General features: G+C 64.2%; 21 protein-coding genes. 12 read left to right on the top strand and 9 right to left on the bottom strand.

Annotation, left to right across the window (positions count from 1 at the left end):
- Positions 1-80 precede the first annotated feature (80 nt).
- Positions 81-851: a zinc-ribbon domain-containing protein gene (locus AVO45_RS14630; protein WP_068348261.1), complete on the top strand. Its 771-nt coding sequence runs from the start codon at positions 81-83 to the stop codon at positions 849-851.
- Positions 852-881: 30 nt separating this feature from the next.
- Here AVO45_RS14630 and AVO45_RS14625 read toward each other — a convergent pair whose 3' ends face one another.
- From AVO45_RS14625 to argH, 4 genes are all read right to left on the bottom strand, one after another.
- The gene (locus tag AVO45_RS14625; protein WP_338055980.1) at positions 882-3,401 is read right to left on the bottom strand and encodes a TIGR02302 family protein; all 2,520 of its coding nucleotides are present in this window, start codon (positions 3,399-3,401) and stop codon (positions 882-884) included.
- A gap of 52 nt (positions 3,402-3,453) precedes the next feature.
- A complete protein-coding gene (gene lysA / locus AVO45_RS14620; RefSeq protein WP_068348257.1) occupies positions 3,454-4,719 on the bottom strand; it encodes a diaminopimelate decarboxylase in 1,266 nt (421 codons plus the stop codon).
- Positions 4,720-4,888: 169 nt separating this feature from the next.
- Positions 4,889-5,071, bottom strand: coding sequence for a hypothetical protein (locus AVO45_RS14615; protein ID WP_068348255.1), 183 nt, complete (start codon positions 5,069-5,071; stop codon positions 4,889-4,891).
- The gene (gene argH, locus AVO45_RS14610) at positions 5,068-6,459 is read right to left on the bottom strand and encodes an argininosuccinate lyase (RefSeq protein ID WP_068348253.1); all 1,392 of its coding nucleotides are present in this window, start codon (positions 6,457-6,459) and stop codon (positions 5,068-5,070) included. The genes AVO45_RS14615 and argH overlap by 4 nt, the downstream gene beginning before the upstream one ends.
- Before the next feature lie 20 nt (positions 6,460-6,479).
- Here argH and AVO45_RS14605 point away from each other — a divergent pair, with 20 nt between their 5' ends.
- The 10 genes from AVO45_RS14605 to yddG all read left to right on the top strand — a co-directional run bounded on the left by AVO45_RS14605 (position 6,480) and on the right by yddG (position 14,486).
- Positions 6,480-7,037, top strand: coding sequence for a TlpA disulfide reductase family protein (locus AVO45_RS14605; protein ID WP_068348251.1), 558 nt, complete (start codon positions 6,480-6,482; stop codon positions 7,035-7,037).
- A gap of 88 nt (positions 7,038-7,125) precedes the next feature.
- Complete coding sequence (locus tag AVO45_RS14600; protein WP_068348249.1) at positions 7,126-7,455, top strand: hypothetical protein; 330 nt, start codon at positions 7,126-7,128, stop codon at positions 7,453-7,455.
- Between the two features lie 59 nt (positions 7,456-7,514).
- Complete coding sequence (locus AVO45_RS14595) at positions 7,515-7,901, top strand: hypothetical protein (protein WP_068348247.1); 387 nt, start codon at positions 7,515-7,517, stop codon at positions 7,899-7,901.
- Positions 7,898-8,869: a sterol desaturase family protein gene (locus tag AVO45_RS14590; RefSeq protein WP_068348245.1), complete on the top strand. Its 972-nt coding sequence runs from the start codon at positions 7,898-7,900 to the stop codon at positions 8,867-8,869. Before AVO45_RS14595 ends, AVO45_RS14590 begins: the two co-directional genes overlap by 4 nt.
- A gap of 99 nt (positions 8,870-8,968) precedes the next feature.
- Entirely contained in the window at positions 8,969-9,160 is a 192-nt protein-coding gene (locus AVO45_RS19480; protein WP_157770175.1) for a hypothetical protein, read from the top strand.
- Positions 9,161-9,342: 182 nt separating this feature from the next.
- Positions 9,343-10,092, top strand: a complete 750-nt coding sequence (locus tag AVO45_RS14585; RefSeq protein WP_240482150.1) for an EAL domain-containing protein — start codon at positions 9,343-9,345, stop codon at positions 10,090-10,092.
- Positions 10,093-10,286: 194 nt separating this feature from the next.
- Positions 10,287-11,462: an acetyl-CoA C-acetyltransferase gene (locus AVO45_RS14580; protein WP_068348243.1), complete on the top strand. Its 1,176-nt coding sequence runs from the start codon at positions 10,287-10,289 to the stop codon at positions 11,460-11,462.
- Positions 11,463-11,647: 185 nt separating this feature from the next.
- Complete coding sequence (gene phbB, locus AVO45_RS14575) at positions 11,648-12,370, top strand: acetoacetyl-CoA reductase (protein WP_068348241.1); 723 nt, start codon at positions 11,648-11,650, stop codon at positions 12,368-12,370.
- Between the two features lie 305 nt (positions 12,371-12,675).
- Positions 12,676-13,623 carry a transcriptional regulator GcvA gene (locus AVO45_RS14570; RefSeq protein ID WP_068348239.1) on the top strand — a complete coding sequence of 316 codons (948 nt, stop codon included), beginning with the start codon at positions 12,676-12,678 and terminating at the stop codon, positions 13,621-13,623.
- On the top strand, positions 13,620-14,486 hold the full coding sequence (gene yddG, locus AVO45_RS14565; protein WP_068348237.1) for an aromatic amino acid exporter YddG: 867 nt from the start codon (positions 13,620-13,622) through the stop codon (positions 14,484-14,486). Before AVO45_RS14570 ends, yddG begins: the two co-directional genes overlap by 4 nt.
- Here yddG and AVO45_RS19475 read toward each other — a convergent pair.
- From AVO45_RS19475 to AVO45_RS14555, 3 genes are all read right to left on the bottom strand, one after another.
- A complete protein-coding gene (locus AVO45_RS19475; RefSeq protein ID WP_082688815.1) occupies positions 14,483-14,647 on the bottom strand; it encodes a YdcH family protein in 165 nt (54 codons plus the stop codon). The genes yddG and AVO45_RS19475 overlap by 4 nt on opposite strands.
- A 115-nt stretch (positions 14,648-14,762) precedes the next feature.
- Positions 14,763-15,536: a tRNA1(Val) (adenine(37)-N6)-methyltransferase gene (locus AVO45_RS14560; protein WP_068348235.1), complete on the bottom strand. Its 774-nt coding sequence runs from the start codon at positions 15,534-15,536 to the stop codon at positions 14,763-14,765.
- The gene (locus AVO45_RS14555) at positions 15,536-15,748 is read right to left on the bottom strand and encodes a putative signal transducing protein (protein WP_068348233.1); all 213 of its coding nucleotides are present in this window, start codon (positions 15,746-15,748) and stop codon (positions 15,536-15,538) included. Before AVO45_RS14555 ends, AVO45_RS14560 begins: the two co-directional genes overlap by 1 nt.
- 56 nt (positions 15,749-15,804) lie before the next feature.
- Here AVO45_RS14555 and AVO45_RS14550 point away from each other — a divergent pair, with 56 nt between their 5' ends.
- Entirely contained in the window at positions 15,805-16,803 is a 999-nt protein-coding gene (locus tag AVO45_RS14550) for a polyprenyl synthetase family protein (RefSeq protein WP_068348231.1), read from the top strand.
- Between the two features lie 2 nt (positions 16,804-16,805).
- Here AVO45_RS14550 and AVO45_RS14545 read toward each other — a convergent pair whose 3' ends face one another.
- Together AVO45_RS14545 and AVO45_RS14540 are read right to left on the bottom strand one after the other, a co-directional pair.
- Entirely contained in the window at positions 16,806-17,627 is an 822-nt protein-coding gene (locus AVO45_RS14545) for a 4-(cytidine 5'-diphospho)-2-C-methyl-D-erythritol kinase (RefSeq protein WP_068348229.1), read from the bottom strand.
- On the bottom strand, positions 17,617-19,332 hold the full coding sequence (locus tag AVO45_RS14540; protein WP_068348227.1) for a tetratricopeptide repeat protein: 1,716 nt from the start codon (positions 19,330-19,332) through the stop codon (positions 17,617-17,619). Before AVO45_RS14540 ends, AVO45_RS14545 begins: the two co-directional genes overlap by 11 nt.
- Between the last annotated feature and the right edge of the window lie 60 nt (positions 19,333-19,392).

The raw sequence follows: 19,392 nt of genomic DNA, 5'->3' as shown, positions 1-19,392 counted from the left end.
CATTCTTTGCCTGCAGGCAGTAACGGAATATCATCCGAGAAAAAATTGTTATCAGACAACGAGTGAGGCCAGGAGACAGTATGCGTCTGACATGCCCGAAATGCGGGGCTCAGTATGAGGTTCCCGACGAAGTGATCCCCGAAGGCGGTCGGGATGTGCAGTGCTCCAATTGCGACAACACCTGGTTTCAGAAGCGGGCCGGCGAAACCGCCGAAACACCGCCGCCCGAAGCAAGCGAAACCCGCCCCACACATGTAGAAGCTCAGGTCGCCGCCAAGCCGCCGGCTGCCAAGCCGGCACCCCGCAAACCCGAGATGGCCGGACAGGCCGCGCGGCCGGGAGATGTCGCCGAGCGCCCGCGCACCCCGCCGGCTGCCGAGCGGTCCGTCGATCCGAACGTCGCCAGCATCCTTCGCGAAGAAGCTGCCCGCGAGGCGGAATTGCGCGCCCGCGAGGCCGGGAACCTGGAAAGCCAGCCGGATCTCGGGCTGGAGGCGCCGGCAAGCGCGGAACCGGTCCGAAAGCCTGAGCAACCTGCCGATGAGCGGGCACGGGAAACCCGCCGTGGCGCGTTGCCTGATATCGAGGAAATCAATGCGACCCTGCGCAGCGAGGTGGCAGCGGAACAGGCGGATCGTGACAAGCAGCCACAGCGGAAACCGGACGGTTTCATGCGCGGTTTTGCCCTGATCGTCATTTTGGGCGTGGTCCTGATATTGCTTTACAGCAATGCGCAGCAGATCGGCGAGGCGGTCCCGCAGGCAGATCCGGCGCTGGCATCCTACGTTGCCCTGATCGACCAAGCCCGTATCTGGCTCGAAGCGCAGGCCGCCGCAATCATGCAGCCCTGATGATGGGTGTGACTGTCGAAGGCAGCCCGCTCAGAACCGTTCGAGCAACCGCTTGAGATAGTCCAGTTCGATCTTCGGGCGGTCGGTTTCGCCCGTGCGACGGCGGATTTCGTCCAGCAACTCGCGGGCGCGGCGATAGACATCCTCGCCCTGCAACAGGCCTTCGTCCGTGGAAATCGAGCCGACAGCGCCCTGATTGCGCCCCAGCGGATCCAAATTGCGGGCCTGCATGTCGCCATCCTGCGCGCCCTGCCCCGGCTGTGACTGTTCTTGCGCCAGGGCTTCGCCCAGCGCCCGCATGCCTTCGCGCATGGCCTCCATTGCCTCGGACTGCTGGTCGATGGCTTCGGCCAGATCGTCGCTGCGCAGCGCCTCTTCGGCGCCTTCCATGGCGCGCCCGGCCCGGTCCAGAGCGTCACGGGCGGCATCGCCCTCGGGTGTTCCCGCGCCCGGCAGCCCCTGTTCCTGGCGGCGCAGTTCCTCGCGCAGGGCCTGCTGGCGGTCGGCCAGAGACCCTTGCTGTCCTTCCTCGCCGTTGCCCGCCTGGTCCGAGCCCTGCCCCTGACCGTCATGGCTCTGACCCCGGCCCTGACCGCCGGACCGGCCTTCGTTGCCCTGCCGATCGCCGGACTGTGCGCCGGGGTTGAACTGTTCCTGCAGGTCGCGGAAGGCCTGATCGCTCAGCCCCTGCTGATCGCGCAGCGTCTCGGCCAGATCCTCCATCGCCCGGCGCCCTTCGGATTGACTGCCCTGACCCTGCCCCTGAGTGACGCGCATGTTTTCCATCATCTGCTGGAATTCCTGCAACGCCTGCTGCGCCTCGGCCATCCGGCCCTGTTCCATCAATTCCTGGATGCGGTCCATCATGCGCTGCAGGTCGTCCTGCGTCATCTGCATGGTTTCGCCGTTCTGCGCCTGCTGGCCGTCTTGACCCTCTGCCCCGTCCTGCTGGGCCTGCCGCTGCAGCTGGCGCAGGTAGTCGTCGGTCGCCTCGCGCAATTCCTGCATCAGCTCGGCGATTTCCTGATCCGAGGCACCGTTCTTCATCGCTTCGGTCAGGCGCTCCTGCGCCCGGCGCAACCGTTCCAGCGCGTCGCTCAGCGTGCCTTCCTCGAGCAGGATGGCCAGATCCCACAGGGCCTGGGCGATTTCGGCCTGTTGCTCGGGCTTGAGGCCGAACTCGGTATAGGTTTCCAGCCGCCGGAGAATGACGCGTAGGCGCAGATAGGCGGTTTCCGAACGGAACACATCCTCGGGCCGGTGCGAGACCGCCCGCAGCAGCTGTGCCACGCGCGGCGCGTTTGCCAGTGCCCACAGAAGGTCACGGCGCTGTTCGATGACGGCGGCGGCCAACGGGTCAAAGAACCGTCTGGCCGGAAGGCTCGTCGAAACAGGCGCGGAAATCGAGATTTGCTCTCTGGCGTCCTGCACGGACAGCAGGATCGTCACCGGAAGATGCGCCCACGGGTGCTGCGAGAAGTCCTCGATCAGGGTTTCGGTGAATTCACTCCGATCGCCCGCAATGGGCATGGGCAATTCGACGGTGATCCCGTCACGGCTGTCCGGCTCGGCCGCCAGACCATGCCGGCGGTCGACCTTGGCCAGATCCAGCTGGATGAGCGCCTCGCCTGAAATCACGCCGTAGTCATCACTGGCGGTGAAGGGCAGCGTCATCTGCCCACCGGCCTGCGCCTCGGCCGCGCCCGCTATGTCGATCGCGGGCGGATTGTCGGGAAGAACCTCAAACGTCCAGCTCCGCCCCCCGGGGCCGTCGATCCGCATTTCGCCGGATCGGGTGGCCGTGAAACTCTGCTCGGGCGCGGTCTCTGCCTGTGTGCCTTCGGCAGAGGTGGTCTCGCTGAGCGACAGCCTGCCGATCTCGCCATAAAAGCGCAGGGTGACATCGCTGCCTTCGGGGATCTGCACGGATGCGTCGGAAAGGTCGGCCAGATAGAGTGTCGGCTTTCCGGTGTAACGGGGCGGCTCGATCCAGCCCTCCCAGGTCGGGCCCTGCGCGGCAATCGCCCCGCCCGGCGCCATGTCCGAAACAGAGCTCACGCGCCAGACCGAGCCGAACAAAAGCGCCACCACGAGGGCAAGCAGGGCGGAATAGCGCAGGGCGAAAGGATCGCGCTCGGACAGGCGAAGATCGGGTTTGACCGGCGCGGCCTGCGCGGCCCTCTGGGCCATGCGGGCCTGATGCTGCCGCCAGACCTCGGCCGAGGCCGCATCCTGCGCGCCGATCGCCTGTTCATCCAGCAGGGCCCGGATCGGTCGTCCCGGCAATGTTCGGTCCAGCCGCTCCAGCGCGTCGTCGTGCGTGGGCCAATGGAATCGTCGCGCGCCCATCGCCAAGGCCACCAGAGACGCCATGGCCGCCAGCGCCCCAACGGCCCAGACGAGTTCGACCCCGGCCAGATCGTGCAGCCCCAGCATCAGGGCTGCCAGCACCGCCATGAGAATGGAGATCAAAGGCCAGAACGCCCGCAAGACCTGTTCGGCCAGCATCCCGGCGCGCGTCAGCCACAGGGACAGTCGGGGTATCGGCAATGGGTTTCTGGCGTTCAAATCGGGCCTCCCACGGGCCCGCGCGATTACCGCGTCAAACCCACTCCGGTATGGTATCGCGGTTTATGATTTCGTCAAATGTCGGTCTTGGGCGAATAACCGCGAATTGATCGCCCTTCACCAGCACCTCGGGGATCAGCGGGCGGGTGTTGTATTCGCTGGCCATGACCGCACCATAGGCCCCGGCGCTGCGAAAGGCGATCAGGTCGCCCGCGGCCATCGGCGGCATGTTGCGCTGCTTGGCAAAGGTGTCGCCGGTTTCGCAGACCGGCCCCACGATATCATACGGCCGCCGCTCGGTGCCCGGCGCGGGTTCCTGCACGGGGTCGATGTCGTGATGCGCCTCGTACATCGCCGGGCGGATCAGGTCGTTCATCGCGCCGTCGAGAATCAGGAAATCCCGCCCTTCGCCCGACTTCACGTAGATCACCCTGGACACCATCAAGCCGGCATTGCCGGCGATCAGGCGGCCGGGCTCGATCTCGATCTCGCAGCCCAGATGGCCCAGCGTTTCCTTGATCATCGCGCCGTATTCCACCGGCAGCGGCGGTGCCTCGTTCGAGCGGGTGTACGGAATCCCGAGCCCGCCGCCAAGATCGAGACGGCGAATGTCGTGGCCTTCGGCCCGCAGGCGTTCGGTCAGCTCGGCAACCTTGGCATAGGCAAGACGAAACGGCTCGAGATCGGTGAGCTGCGAGCCGATATGCACGTCGATCCCGACGACTTCGAGCCCCGGCAGGCGCGCGGCGTGGGCGTAAACCTCGGAGGCGCGGGCAATCGGGATGCCGAACTTGTTCTCGGATTTGCCGGTGGCGATCTTGGCGTGGGTTTTTGCATCCACGTCCGGGTTGACCCGAACCGTGATCGGCGCGACCACGCCCAGGTCCAGCGCCACGGCGTTGATCACCTCCATCTCGGGCTCGGATTCGACGTTGAACTGGCGAATGCCGCCCGTCAGCGCGGTACGGATCTCATCCTCGGTCTTGCCGACGCCGGAAAAAACGATCCTGTCGCCCGGCACGCCCGCCGCCCTGGCGCGCAGGTATTCCCCGACCGAAACCACGTCCATGCCCGCACCGGCCTTGGCCAGCGTTTTCAGAATCGCCTGATTGCTGGCGGCTTTCATCGCGTAGCAAACGAGGTGGTCGATCCCCTCGAGTGCCTCGTCGAACAGGCGGAAGTGCCGCAACAGGGTTGCAGTCGAATAGACGTAGAAAGGGGTCCCGACCGCCGCGGCGATCTCGGTGATCGGAACATCTTCGGCATACAGAGTGCCGTCGCGATAGAGAAAGTGATCCATGACAGGGCGCTTAGACCATAAAGGCCCCGTGGATCAACGGAATTTGGGTCGCGCCTGCCGATACTCGGGCAACCTGCGTCCGCCAACGGTAAAGAATGGGCCTGAAAACTTGACAAGGTTCAGCTGGCTTCGGGCCGGTGTCACCGGCCGAACTCGGCCAGCCGACGGATCACAGCCCGAGGAACACGCTGATCGGCCCCTTGTGCAGGCCCACGGCGCCGTTGACATGGGCGCCGCTGCCGGACACCCCAATATTGGCGTTCAGGGTCGGCTGAACCGGTTCTCCGTCCGCGCCGCAGGCGGCGAGGCCAAAGGCGGCGCCGACCAGGACAAGCATTCGCAGGATGGTCATGGCAGCATCTCCTTCCAGCGGGCGATCTGGGCCCGGACCTGATCCGGGGCCGTTCCGCCATAGGACTGGCGTGAGTTTACCGAATTATCCACGCCGAGAACAGAATAGACATCCTGCGTGATGCCGGCATGAACCGATTGCATGTCCTCGAGCGTCAGATCGGGCAGGTCGCAGCCTTTCTTCTCGGCCATGGCGACCAGCGATCCGGTGACGTGATGCGCGTCGCGGAAGGGCAGGCCCAGCACCCGCACCAGCCAGTCGGCCAGATCGGTCGCGGTGGAAAAGCCCGAACCGGCGGCGGCGGCCAGGCTGTCGCGGTTGGCGGTCATGTCCTTGACCATGCCCTCCATCGCGGCCAGCGCCAGCATCCAGTTGTCGGCGGCGTCAAAGACCTGTTCCTTGTCTTCCTGCATGTCCTTGGAATAGGCCAGTGGCAGGCCCTTCATCACCATCATCAGCGCCGTGTTGGCGCCAAAGATCCGGCCCACCTTGGCGCGGATCAGCTCGGCGGCGTCGGGGTTCTTTTTCTGCGGCATGATCGACGAGCCGGTCGAGAACCGGTCGGACAGGGTGACGAAACGGAACTGGGCCGAGGACCAGATCACCAGTTCTTCGGCAAAGCGCGACAGGTGCACCGCGCAGATCGAGGCCACCGACAGGAATTCCAGCGCGAAATCCCGGTCGCTGACCGCGTCCAGCGAGTTGGCGGCGGGCCGGTCAAAGCCCAGCGCCTGCGCCGTCATGTGCCGGTCGATCGGGAAGGACGTGCCCGCCAGCGCCGCCGCGCCCAGCGGGCATTCGTTCATCCGCGCCCGCGCATCGCGCACGCGGGACAGGTCGCGACCGAACATCTCGACATAGGCCATCATGTGGTGGCCCCAGGTCACGGGCTGCGCGGTCTGCAGGTGGGTGAAACCGGGCATGACCCAATCGGCCCCGGCCTCGGCCTGCGCCAGAAGCGCGCGGATCAGGGCCAGCAGGCCGGATTCGGCGGCGTCCAGCTGATCGCGGACCCACAGTTTGAAATCGGTCGCCACCTGGTCATTGCGGCTGCGGCCGGTATGCAGGCGGCCTGCGGGTTCGCCGATGATCTCTTTCAGGCGGGCCTCGACATTCATGTGGATGTCTTCCAGCGCGGTCGAGAACTGGAACTCACCGCGTTCGATCTCTGACAAAACGGTGAGCAGCCCTTCCCGAATGGCCTCGGCGTCACTATCAGTAATCACGCCCGTGGCGGCCAGCATGGCGGCATGGGCCCGCGAACCGGCAATGTCCTGCGCCGCCATCCGCTTGTCGAACCCGATCGAGGCGTTTATTGCCTCCATGATCGCGTCTGGACCAGCGGCAAAACGGCCGCCCCACATCTGGTTCGAGGATTGTTCGGTCATGTTGGAAACCCGGAGTTGATATGCGCCTTTTTCGTCTTGCCTCCCTTTATATGGCCCTAGCCTTGGGTGCAAACGCTGTGATGGCGGCCGATGTCGCATCCCTTGGCGCCTTGCGCGACGGCAGCATGAAAAAGCTGATCCTGCATTCCGAGCCAAAGCCGGCCTCGACAGCGGAGTTCCAGCTGGAAGACGACAAGGGCACCGGCTCGCTTGCGGATTACCGCGGCAAGTATGTCCTGCTGAATTTCTGGGCCACCTGGTGCGCCCCCTGCCGCAAGGAAATGCCGCAGCTTGCCGAGCTTCAGGCGGAATTCGGCGGCGATCGTTTCGAGGTGCTGACGCTGGCCACGGGACGCAACTCTCCGGCGGGCATCAAGAAGTTCTTTGCCGAGAACGGCATCTCGAACCTGCCGCGCCATCAGGACCCGAAACAGGCCGTCGCCCGTGAGATGGGCGTGGCGGGCCTGCCGGTCACCGTCATCCTTGACCCCGAAGGGCAGGAAATCGCGCGCCTGCTGGGGGATGCCGAGTGGAATTCGGACAGCGCCAAGGCGATCATCGCCTCTCTGCTGGACTGAACAGGCGATTTTCCGGATCTGTGTTATGCTTGTTCGGACCTGACAATTCGGGTCCGTAACGGGAAAACAAGTCGGAAAGGAAGGTGCCATGAAACCCGTGGTTCTCCTGATCGGTCGGCTGCCAAATGTGCTTGGTGACGTCGCACAGCAGTTGGACCATCTGCCCATCGAATGGCTGGGCGCGCACAACCAGGCCGAAGTCGAGCGCCAGTTGGAAGCCGAGCCCCGCATCGCCTGCGCCATCATGGGTGCGGGCCTTGATGACAAGGTGCGCGGCGAACTGGTGGGCATCATCGCGGCGCGGCGGCCGGATATCTGCATCCACCTGAAGGACCGGAAATCCGGCCCGGAGGGGCTGGTTCCCTTTGTCGAGCGCGTGGTCCAGCATCTGGTGCCGGACGAGCTGAAAGCCGGCTGACGCTACGCCACCTTTGACAGCCTTGCCGCCCCTTTGCAGGCTGTCACAAGGAGGAGCCCATGCCAATCGAAGCCCTGCTGGTTCTCGTGATCGGCGGCATTGCCGGGGTCGCGTTGCTGCTGCACCTGACCGGACGGTCCAACCTGCGCGTCCTGTCGCCCGACGGCGCACGGGCGGAATGGTTGCGTCATTTCCCCGACGACACCATCGTGGATGTGACGCTGTCGCATGATGGCCATGCCGCCCTGCTGCGCACCGAAACCGGGCCGGGGCTGCTGTGGTCTTTTGGCGCGGACACGGTGGCGCGGCATCTTCTGGATTTCGACTGGCTGGAGCATCCCAAGGGGATGGAATTCTACTTTCACGATTTTGCAACGCCCCATGTGCTGGTTCACCTGGACGAAACCGAACGCCGCCACTGGCGCCACCTGATGGAGCCCGCATGAGCGAACAGATCACCTATCCCGACGTCGTCCAGTGGGCGATTCCGTTCTTCATCGCCGCCATTCTTGCCGAGTTCCTCTGGATCGCGATCAAGGGGCGCGGCGGGCGATACGAGACGCGCGATGCCGTGACCTCTCTGATCATGGGGGCCGGCAACGTCGCCTCGGGCATTCTGCTGGGCTTCATCGCCTGGGGCTTCTTCATGTGGTTGTGGGAACTGACACCGCTTGATCTGGGCACCTCGATCTGGGTGGTCGCGGCCTGTTTCGTGCTGGACGATCTGCGCTACTACTGGGTGCATCGGTTCGGGCACCGCATCCGCTGGGTCTGGGCCAGCCACGTGAACCATCACAGCTCGCAGCACTACAACCTGACCACGGCCCTGCGGCAGACCTGGACCTATACCTTCACCTTCATGATGGTCGTGCGCGCGCCCCTGATCCTGCTGGGGTTCCACCCGGCGATGGTGCTGTTCTGCGGCGGCCTGAATCTGATCTACCAGTTCTGGATCCATACCGAGGCCATCGGCAGGATGCCCCGCTGGTTCGAGGCGGTGATGAACACGCCCAGCCACCACCGCGTGCATCACGGCCGCAACGCGCGCTATCTGGACTGCAACTATGCCGGGGTCTTCATCATCTGGGACAAGCTGTTCGGCACCTTCGTGCCCGAGCAGGAGGACGAACCGGTCGATTACGGCCTTGTTCACAACATCGGCACCTTCAACCCGCTGCGCGTGGCCTTTCACGAATGGGTCGCCATTTTCCGCGACATCCTTCGGCCGGGCCTGACCTTCCGACAGCGTCTGGGCTATGCGTTCGGCCCGCCGGGCTACAGCCATGACGGCAGCCGCGAAACATCCGAAAGGCTCAAGGCCAGGCACCTCGCGCGCCACCCCGAGCATCGCGGCACGCCGGGTTTCGCGCAAACTGAAGACTCCCCCGCAGAGCAGATGGCCGAGCAGTCGTAGCGTCTGTTCCGTCAGTTCTGCCTGCCGGAAACTTGAAACTCCGGGGCCCGGCCACATATGAGGGCGATACGAATTCCCACGCGTGCTTCGGAGGCCGGCTTGACCCAGATCACCTATTTCAGCCTAGCCACCGGCCTGATGGGCCTTGTTCTGGCGATGACGGGGCCCTTGGTCGCCGCCCTGCCCACCGCCGTGATCGCGGTCGGCTATGTCATGATGTTCGCGGGAATGCTTGTCTCGGTCGTGGGCGCGGTCGTGTCGCACGGCGTGGCAAGGTCCGCGAACCGCTGATCGCACTCACGAAATCGCCGAAATTAACCCCCGGTTCACCGGTCTTTCCGACACTGTCGCCACCATCAGGTTCAGAGGCGACTCGGGGAAGGGATGCAAAAACACCGGAAAAACTGGCGGATCTACCCGAGGGATCGGACAGCCCCCTGACGGCAGCGGTTGCCGCGCGTGATCGCTCGGTCGTGGACATGGTGACCGAGGCCATCAGGCACAAGCAGTGCATGCTGGCCTTTCAGCCGGTCGTTCAGGCGCAGGACCCCAAGAACGTCGCGTTCTACGAGGGTTTCATCCGCGTGCTCGACGAAACCGGGCGGGTAATCCCCGCGCGGGACTTCATGCCCCAGGTCGAAGAGACCGAGATCGGCCGCGACCTCGACTGCATCGCGCTCGACTTCGGCCTGCGGACGCTGGCGCGGCACCCCGGAATTCGCCTGTCGATCAACATGTCTGCCCGTTCCATCGGCCTGCCGCGCTGGTCGCGCTTGCTGGAGCGGTCCCTAAAACAGAACCCCGGTCTCGGCGAACGCCTGATCCTAGAGATCAACGAGCGATCCGCCATGCAGATCCCGGAACTGGTGATCGACCTCATGGACCGTCTTCAGCCGCGCGGCATCGCCTTTGCCCTGGACGACTTTGGGTCCAGCAATTTCAGCTTTCGGCATTTCCGCGACTTCCTGTTCGATGCGGCCAAGATCGACGGGCAGTTCGTGCGCAGGGTCAGCGACAACCCCGACAACCAGACCCTGATCCGTGCGCTCGTGGCCGTGGCGCGCGAGTTCGACATTCTGGTCACCGCCGAATCGGTGGAAAATGACCGGGACGCGGAGTTTCTGGTCGCGAACGGCGTCGACTGTCTGCAGGGTTTCCTGTTTGGGGCACCTTCGGTCCGCCCCCCGTGGAAACAGAAAAAGAAAAGCCCGGCGCGCACTTGACCAGAAAGATTCCCGCCAGGATCACCATCAATTCGTCGTATGAGACAAGCTGTCCGTTGCTGCATGTGCAGCATTACGTTATGGCAAGGATGTTAGAGCGGGGGATGTTGAGGCGCTCTGAAGATTAGGGGCTTGACCCGATGACCGGCGCCGTCAGATTTCCCGAAAGACTATGACGGCAAAGGATTGACCATATGACCAACGTAGTAATCGCATCCGCCGCACGGACCGGTGTCGGCAGTTTCGGCGGCTCTTTTGCGAACACCCCCGCGCATGATCTGGGCGCAGCCGTTCTCGAGGCCGTCGTCGAACGCGCCGGGATCGAGAAAGGCGAAGTCAGCGAAACCATCATGGGTCAGGTCCTGACCGCAGCCCAGGGCCAGAACCCCGCCCGCCAGGCGCATATCAACGCCGGCCTGCCCCAGGAAGCCGCGGCCTGGGGCATCAACCAGGTCTGTGGCTCGGGCCTGCGCGCCGTCGCCATTGGTGCCCAGCACATCCAGTTGGGCGATGCCGAGATCGTCTGCGCCGGCGGTCAGGAGAACATGACCCTCTCGCCCCACGCCGCCTCGCTGCGGGCCGGCCACAAGATGGGCGACATGAAATACATCGACACCATGATCCGCGACGGCCTGTGGGATGCCTTCAACGGCTACCACATGGGTCAGACCGCCGAGAACGTGGCCGAGAAATGGCAGATCAGCCGCGAAATGCAGGACGAGTTCGCCGTTGCCTCGCAGAACAAGGCCGAGGCCGCGCAGAAGGCCGGCAAGTTCAAGGACGAGATCGTTCCCTTCACCATCAAGACCCGCAAGGGCGACATCGTGATGGACAGCGACGAATACATCCGCCACGGCGCCACCATCGAGGCGATGCAGAAGCTGCGCCCGGCTTTTGCCAAGGACGGCTCGGTCACGGCGGCCAACGCAAGCGGCATCAATGACGGCGCCGCGGCGACCCTGCTGATGTCGGCCGAGAACGCCGAAAAGCGCGGCATCGAGCCGCTGGCCCGCATCGTGTCCTATGCGACCGCCGGCCTGGATCCGTCGATCATGGGCGTCGGCCCGGTCTACGCGTCCCGCAAGGCGCTGGAAAAAGCGGGCTGGAAGGTCGATGATCTGGATCTGGTCGAGGCCAACGAGGCTTTCGCAGCCCAGGCCTGCGCGGTGAACAAGGACATGGGCTGGGATCCGGCCATCGTGAACGTCAACGGCGGCGCCATCGCCATCGGCCACCCGATCGGCGCCTCGGGCTGCCGGGTTCTGAACACGCTGCTGTTCGAAATGAAACGCCGCAACGCCAAGAAGGGTCTCGCGACCCTGTGCATCGGCGGCGGCATGGGTGTCGCCCTCTGCGTGGAGCGCGACTGACCCGCGTAGAACCGAGCATAAAAGGCGCTCTCGGGCGCCTTTTTTCTTTGCCCACCCAAAAGAATTGCTGCACTGCGACAATTTTCGCCCGAAACCCAAGGAAATTCACCGCGAAACAATATTGCGCATCTGCAGCATAGTTTGTAGCAAGATTACCAAGCCAATTCGAATCGGAGGAATACTTAATGGCACGTACAGCACTCGTCACCGGCGGCTCGCGCGGCATCGGCGCGGCGATTTCCAAGGCTCTGAAGGCCGAAGGTTACAATGTGGCCGCCACCTATGCAGGCAACGACGAAGCTGCGGCGAAATTCACCGAAGAAACCGGTATCGCCACCTACAAGTGGAATGTCGGCGACTACGAGGAATCCAAGGCGGGGATCGCCAAGGTCGAAGCGGATCTGGGCCCGATCGACGTCGTGGTGGCCAATGCCGGCATCACCCGCGATGCGCCCTTCCACAAGATGACCCCGCAACAGTGGCAGGAGGTCATCGACACCAACCTGACCGGCGTGTTCAACACCGTCCACCCGGTCTGGCCCGGCATGCGCGAGCGCGGTTTCGGCCGCGTGATCGTGATCAGTTCGATCAACGGTCAAAAGGGCCAGTTCGGCCAGGTCAACTATGCCGCCACCAAGGCCGGCGATCTGGGCATCGTCAAGTCGCTGGCGCAGGAAGGCGCGGCCAAGGGCATCACCGCCAACGCGATCTGCCCCGGCTACATCGCCACCGAAATGGTGATGGCGGTGCCCGAGAAGGTCCGCGAAATGATCATCAGCCAGATCCCGGCCGGACGCCTCGGCGAACCGGAAGAGATCGCGCGCTGCGTGACCTTCCTGGCCTCGGACGACGCGCAGTTCATCAACGGCTCGACCATCTCGGCCAACGGCGCGCAGTACTTCGTCTGATACAGCCCCAGCGGCAAGAAAGCGGGCCGGCCCCTTGGGGACCGGCCCTTCTTGTATCCCGTAAGAACGTGCGCGCGCCGTTCAGCGGGAACCGAACACCCAGTTCAGCATCTGCTTGATCACCTTGCCGCGTTCCTCATGCGCGCGCTGAAAGGCGTAGCGGGCGGCGGGGTTGGTCGTCATCTCGATCATTGCGGACTTCCTTTTCACAACAGGCTGTCTTGACTTGCGATCAAGGTGGCATTTGATTTCAAAGGTCACAAACGAGACTTTTCAAAGTTTCGATTAAGTATTATTTAACCGATATGCCCGACCGCCTGCCCCCGCTGACCGCCCTTCGCGCCTTTGACGCCGCCGCGCGCCACATGTCGTTCTCGCTGGCCGCCCAAGAGCTCAACGTCACCCCGGCCGCGCTGTCCTTCCAGATCAAGTCGCTGGAGGAGCATCTGGGCCAGCCGCTGTTCCGCCGCCTGAACCGGGCGGTCGAACTGACCGAGGCCGGCCGGACGCTTGCGCCCGGGGCTGCCGAAGGCTTCCAGAGACTTTCGGACGCCTGGCGCGCCACAAAGAGGTTGCAGGACAACAGCACGCTGACCGTCACGGCCGGCCCCGCCTTTACCGCCAAGTGGCTGGCGCCGCGGCTGATCGAGTTTGCCCGCGCCCATCCAGACATCGACCTGCGTTTCGTGGCGACGCTGCGGATGCTGGACTTTGAAAGGGACGAGGTGGATGTGGCCATCCGCTTTGGGTATGGCCCCGACCCCGGTCTCTACTCAGTGCCCCTGCGCCGCGAATGGTTCGTGCCGGTCATGACGCCCGAGCTGGCGGAACGCTACCCCACCCCCGAAAGCCTGACAAAGGCACCGTTGATCTTCGACGATTCCGTGACCTTCCTTGACCCTCCCTGCGACTGGACCACCTGGTTCCGGGCAGTGGGGATAGACTTCCGCCCCGAGCACGGGCCGCATTTCAGCCAGGCCGATCACGCAGTGGATGCTGCCCTGGCCGGGGCGGGTGTCGTGCTGGGGCGCAGAGCAATGGTCGTCAAGGATCTGTTCGACGGCAAGCTGGTCGCCCCCTTTTCGACCGCGATCCAGTCGCGCGCGCTGTTCCGGTTCCTGGCCCGGAAAGGCGCCGAGGATCGCCCGCAAATTCGCGCATTCCGCGACTGGATGCTTGCAGAGATCGAAAAAACCCGGATGGTCTCGGAACGATTCACCGTGATCGATGTCGAGGATATTCCCGCCCAATGACGAAAACCCGCGCTACCGCAATCGGCTTCGTTGCCGTTCTGCTCTGGTCTCTGCTTGCTCTGTTCACGGTGGGATCGGCCCCGATTCCGCCCCTGTTGCTGAACGCAATCTGTTTCACCATCGGCGGAACGCTTGGCCTGATCTGGACTGCGCGCAGCGGGGGGTTGGCGCAGCTGAAACATGTGCGCTGGACCGTCTACCTGTTCGGCGCAATGGGGCTGTTCGGCTATCACGCGCTGTATTTCTCGGCGCTGCGCATGGCGCCTGCTGCCGAGGCGGGGCTGATCGCCTATCTCTGGCCTTTGCTGATCGTCCTGTTCTCGGGCCTGCTGCCGGGCGAATCCCTGCGCGCCGGGCACCTGTTCGGCGCCTGCCTGGGCTTTGCGGGCGCGGCGCTGATCATCACCGGCGGGGGCAGCACCGGGTTTCAGGCGCAGCATCTGCCCGGCTATGCGCTGGCCTTTCTGTGCGCGCTCACCTGGTCGGGCTATTCCGTCCTGTCGCGTCGGCTGGGCAATACGCCCACCAATTCGGTCGCCGTCTTCTGCGTCGCGACGGCCATCGCGTCGTGGGGGCTGCATTTCGCCCTGGAGGAAACCGTGTTCCCGGACAGCACGATCGGCTGGCTGTCCACCTTTGCACTCGGCCTCGGGCCGGTAGGACTGGCGTTCTATGTCTGGGATGTCGGGGTCAAGCACGGTGACATTCAGATCCTCGGTACCAGCTCTTACGCGGCACCGCTGCTGTCAACCTTGGCACTTGTGGTGGCCGGGATCGCCGCTCCGTCATGGACGTTAGCGATCGCGGCCCTGCTCATCACCGGCGGTGCCGCCATGGCGGCACGCGCCAGCCTCAAACGTTAGCTGGAAAGCCGTTCGATCTCTTCTTTGAGTTTGAGCTTCTGTTTCTTCAGCTGAGCTATGTGGAGATCATCGATGCCTGGGGAGCGTTGTGCTTCTTCTACTTCGAGACTGAGGTTTGCGTGCTTCTTCTTCAGTTCGGTCAGATGTGCGCTCACGCTCATGGCGATCCTCCTTCTCTTGCGATGTAACGATACGAGTTGACCACATCGTTTTCCGACTGTCACGCCGCATCGCGAAGAATCCGTCACAAATCCGACATTTTCGGCTGAACGCTGCCTATCGACCCGAGGGCCATGGCAGGGCCGCCCCGTCGCGCAACACGGCGGAAATCTCGGGGGTATAGCTGTCTGCGTCGCGCAGATGCCTGTCGCCGGCATGCAGAATCAAGGGTGCATGCAATCGAAATGCCGCACGCCCGCCCTTGCGGGCCCGCAGGATCAGCAACTCGGGCGCGCGGCCGGCCCGGGCGGAAAGCGGCAGCACCTCGATCGATCCAAGCCGGCCTGAACAAGCGGCCAGCATCTCTGGCAGACGGTCTGCCCGCTGGATGACATGCAGGTATCCCTTGGGCGCAAGCCTTTTGGCCGCGACGTCGAACCAGAGGGCCAGGGGTGTTCTTTCGCCCAGCGCGACGCTGCGCCCTTCATCCGTCGCAGGGCTGTGCGCGCCAGAGCGGTAATAGGGCGGGTTTGCCAGAACGTGATCGAACTGACGTTGTTTCATCTCTGCCGGCAGAGCGGACAGGTCGCCCTCGACCACCTCAAGCTCCGCAGCGTTCCCGGCGGCGTTGCGACGTGCCAGTTCCGCATAGGCGGGTTGCAGTTCGACCCCCGTCAGGCCCAGCCCGGAAACCCGCGCGGCGAGGCAAAGGATCGCAGCCCCAGCGCCACAGCCCAGTTCCAGAACCGACTGACCGGCGCGCGCGGGAAGCGAAGCCGCCAGCAGAACCGGGTCCACACCGGCGCGATATCCCTCTCTGGGCTGCCACAACCGGATGCGGCCGCCCAGAAAATCGTCGCAGGTCAGATCGCTGTCACCAAACCCGGCCATCACCGCAGGGGAACCTCGTTGTCGCGCATCACGCGCATGGCGCGGTCGAAATCCTTGGCGCGCACCAGCAGACGGCGCGGAAAGATTCCGATGCCGCCTTCGAGGATGCTCATATTTACGTCCATCTCAAAGCAGTCTATATCCTCGCCTTCAAGAAGGGCGGACGCAAAGGCCAGGACGGTCGGATCGGTGCTGCGCAGAAGTTCTTTCATGGGGATGGATCTAAGGGCAAGGCGGGGCGTTAGTCGAGCCTTGTAGCAGGAGTGTGATGAACATCAACGCGATCTCGAAACCGCATGAACGGCTGGCGGCGATCCTGAGCGATGAAATGGCGGCCGTGAACGAGTTGATCCGCATTCGCATGGCGTCGGAACACGCTCCGCGTATCCCCGAGGTGACGGCGCATCTGGTCGAGGCCGGTGGCAAGCGGCTGCGGCCGATGCTGACCTTGGCAGCGGCCAAGCTGTTCGACTATGCCGGCGAGCATCACATCCGCCTGGCAGCCACCGTCGAATTCATCCACACCGCGACCCTGCTGCATGACGACGTGGTGGACGAAAGCGCCCAGCGGCGCGGCCGGCCGACCGCCAACCTGCTGTGGGACAACAAGTCCAGCGTTCTGGTGGGCGACTACCTGTTCTCGCGCAGCTTCCAGTTGATGGTCGAAACCGGCTCGTTGCGGGTTCTGGACATTCTCGCGAATGCTTCGGCCACGATCGCCGAAGGCGAAGTGCTGCAGATGACGGCGGCCACTGACCTTGCCACCGACGAGAGTGTCTATCTGCAGGTGGTGCGCGGCAAGACGGCTGCACTGTTCTCGGCCGCAACCGAAGTGGGCGGCGTCATCGCCGGCGCCACGGACGAGCAGGTCAAGGCGCTGTTCGACTATGGCGACGCGCTGGGCATCGCGTTCCAGATCGCCGACGACCTGCTGGATTATCAGGGCGACAGCAAGGCCACCGGCAAGAACGTCGGAGACGATTTCCGCGAGCGCAAGCTGACCCTGCCGGTGATCAAGGCCGTCGCCCAGGCCAGGGACGAGGAGCGCGCATTCTGGGGGCGCACCATCGAAAAAGGTCGCCAACAGGAAGGCGACCTGGAAGAGGCCCTTGCCCTGATGGCCAAGTATGGCACGCTGGAGGCGACCCGTGCCGACGCAAATGCCTGGGCGGCCAAGGCCAAGGCGTCACTGGATCTTCTGCCCGATCACGAGATCCGCACATTGCTGCGGGGCCTAGCCGATTATGTCGTGGCGCGGCTGAACTGAGTTCACGCGACCGCCGCACAGGCAACCGACCACCAGTCGGGATGCGTCACGCGAATTGCCTCAAGCGCCTGCTTCTGTGACTCCGCGTCCTTGAAGATCGCGAAACAGGTCGCACCCGACCCGGACATGCGGGCAAGCTGGCATCCGGGGCTGTCGCGCAAGGCATCCAGAACCGTCTGGATCACCGGGGCCGCTTCGATTGCGGGCGCTTCCAGGTCGTTCCGCTGCGCGGCCAGCCATTCGATCCAGCCTTCCTTGGGCATCGGCCAGTCCATCGGCGGATTGGTCTTGCGTCGCAACGCCTTGAACACGAGGGGCGTGGGCACTTCCACGCCCGGATTGACCAGGAGAAGCCGCAGCGGCAAGGCCGGGTCAAGATCGGTCAGCTGCTCGCCGATCCCCTCCATCCGCACCATGCCGCGACGCAGGCACAAGGGCACGTCCGCCCCCAGCGACAGGATCTCCGGCATGGCCGGAAGCGGCTTTCCGGAAAGCTTTGACAGCGCACGCAAGGTCGCCGCCGCATCCGACGAGCCCCCGCCAATTCCGGCCGCGGCGGGCAGGTGCTTTTCCAGGTGGATATCCGCGTCGACACCAATCGCCCTGGCCGCGCGAACGACAAGGTTGCCATCGCCCGTCGGCACGCCTGCCGCCCTGGGCCCGCTGACCGTCAGACGCGTGGCCTCGGCGGACGAAACGGTTACACGGTCGCCCACATCGGCGAAGATCACGAGCGAATCCAGCAGGTGATAGCCATCCGCGCGCTGGCCGGTCACATGCAGGGTCAGGTTGATCTTGGCAGGAGCAAACTCCTCAACCGTCATTGGCGACCTTCAGGGGCGGAGCCCCCTCTTCCGCCAACACCGCATCCAGGCCGACCTCCAGCTTTCGGCGGATGCGCTCGGGGTCGGCTTCGCCGTCGGTGTCCTCGGGGTCGATGAAGGACAGGGCGCGTTTCCACTGGAACTCGGCCTCGCGGGCCCGGCCCACCGCCCAGTACACGTCGCCCAGGTGGTCGTTGACCACTGGATCGACCGGCATCAGTTCGACGGCGCGTTCCATGTGCCCGACCGCTTCGTCATAGCGCCCCAGCCGGAACAGCACCCAGCCGAGGCTGTCCACGATATAGCCGCTGTCGGGCCGCGCCTGGACCGCGCGTTGAATCATTTCCAGCGCCTCGTCCAGTTTTTCCCGTCTTTCGACCAGCGAATAGCCCAGATAGTTCAGCACCTGCGGCTGCTCGGGGTTGAGCTCCAGCGCGGAGCGGAAATCCGCCTCGGCCTTCTCCCACTGTTTCAACCGCTCGTGACAGATGCCGCGGGCGTAATACAGGAACCACTCGGCACCCGCGCCTTCTGCGGAATATTCCAGAGCCTTGTCATAGGCGCGCACGGCATCGGCGTATTTTTCCTGCTGCCGCAACAAATCACCCAGCGAACTGTGCACGACCGGCAATTCGGGATGGTCCTGCGCCAGCTTTTCCAGAACTTCGATGGCGGCGTCCGTCTTGCCGGCGCGGCGCAGTGCCTCGGCCCGGCCCAGTTCGGCGGCGTGGTAGTCGGGGCTGCTGGTCGGCACCATCCGATAGGTCGCGACCGACAAATCATATTGGCCAAGTTCGTCCAGCAGTTCTGCACTCAGCAAAAGCGCATCAATGTGGTCGGGCCGCAGGAAACTCGCCGTGCGTGCGTAGATCAGGACATACTCGTCCGCGGCCTCGCCATTGAGGGCGGCCCCCAAAGTGAAGAACACCTCGGCCATTCCCTCGACCGCCGAGCGCACATGGGTGAACGGCAGCTTCTCTCCGGCTTCAAGCCGCGCGGCCACATTTGCCACCGCCGGGTCCGTCTGCGCGCCAAAGGCCTGTGTCAGACTTTCCAGCGCCTGTTCGTTGCGGTCGAGTTGCGAGAGGACCTCGGCCCTGGCCAAGGCCGCCCGGCGCGAGATTCGGGCAACCCGGCCGCCATCGGCCGCGAAGATCTCTTCGGCGCCTTCGAAATCGCCGACCGAGGCCAGCGCCATCGCCTTGTGATATCGCGCGAAATCTTGCAGCCCGTTTTCTTCGGCCACCTTGTCGAACTGCTCCAGCGCCTTGGAAACCGCACCGGTCCCCATATAGGCCCAAGCGGCAAGCAGACCGTCCACCAGCGGACCGATCCCCTGACTCTCGGGATCGCGGGCGAGGAGTTCCTCGAATTTTTCCTGGGCGATCAGGTTCGCCACGATCACCATATGCGCGACCTGGCTGCGCAGCCCCTGCGCCTCCATTCGCTGCGCGATGGGATAGGCGCGCTCCAGCTCGCCCAGAGCCAACTGGGCATGGACGACGTTTTCCATCAACGTGACGTTGTCGGGGTCCCGCACCAGAGCCTGAACGAAGTATTCCGCCGCCGCGGCGTAGTCGCTGTCATGCATGGCTTGCCGACCGGCAAGATAAGCGCCCACGCCGGATTGCGCCGCAAGCGGCGCCGGCAACGCGATACCAGCTGCAATCACGGCTATCGCCGCGTGACGAACCAAGGAAAACACCGAAATCCTGCCTTTTGCTCTTGTGCTGGAAATCAAGCTAGGGCTTCGGTGACCAAGAGG

Source organism: Ruegeria marisrubri, assembly GCF_001507595.1.
GTDB classification, from domain to species: Bacteria; Pseudomonadota; Alphaproteobacteria; order Rhodobacterales; family Rhodobacteraceae; genus Ruegeria; species Ruegeria marisrubri.
This window is presented reverse-complemented; position numbering and strand designations above follow the sequence as displayed.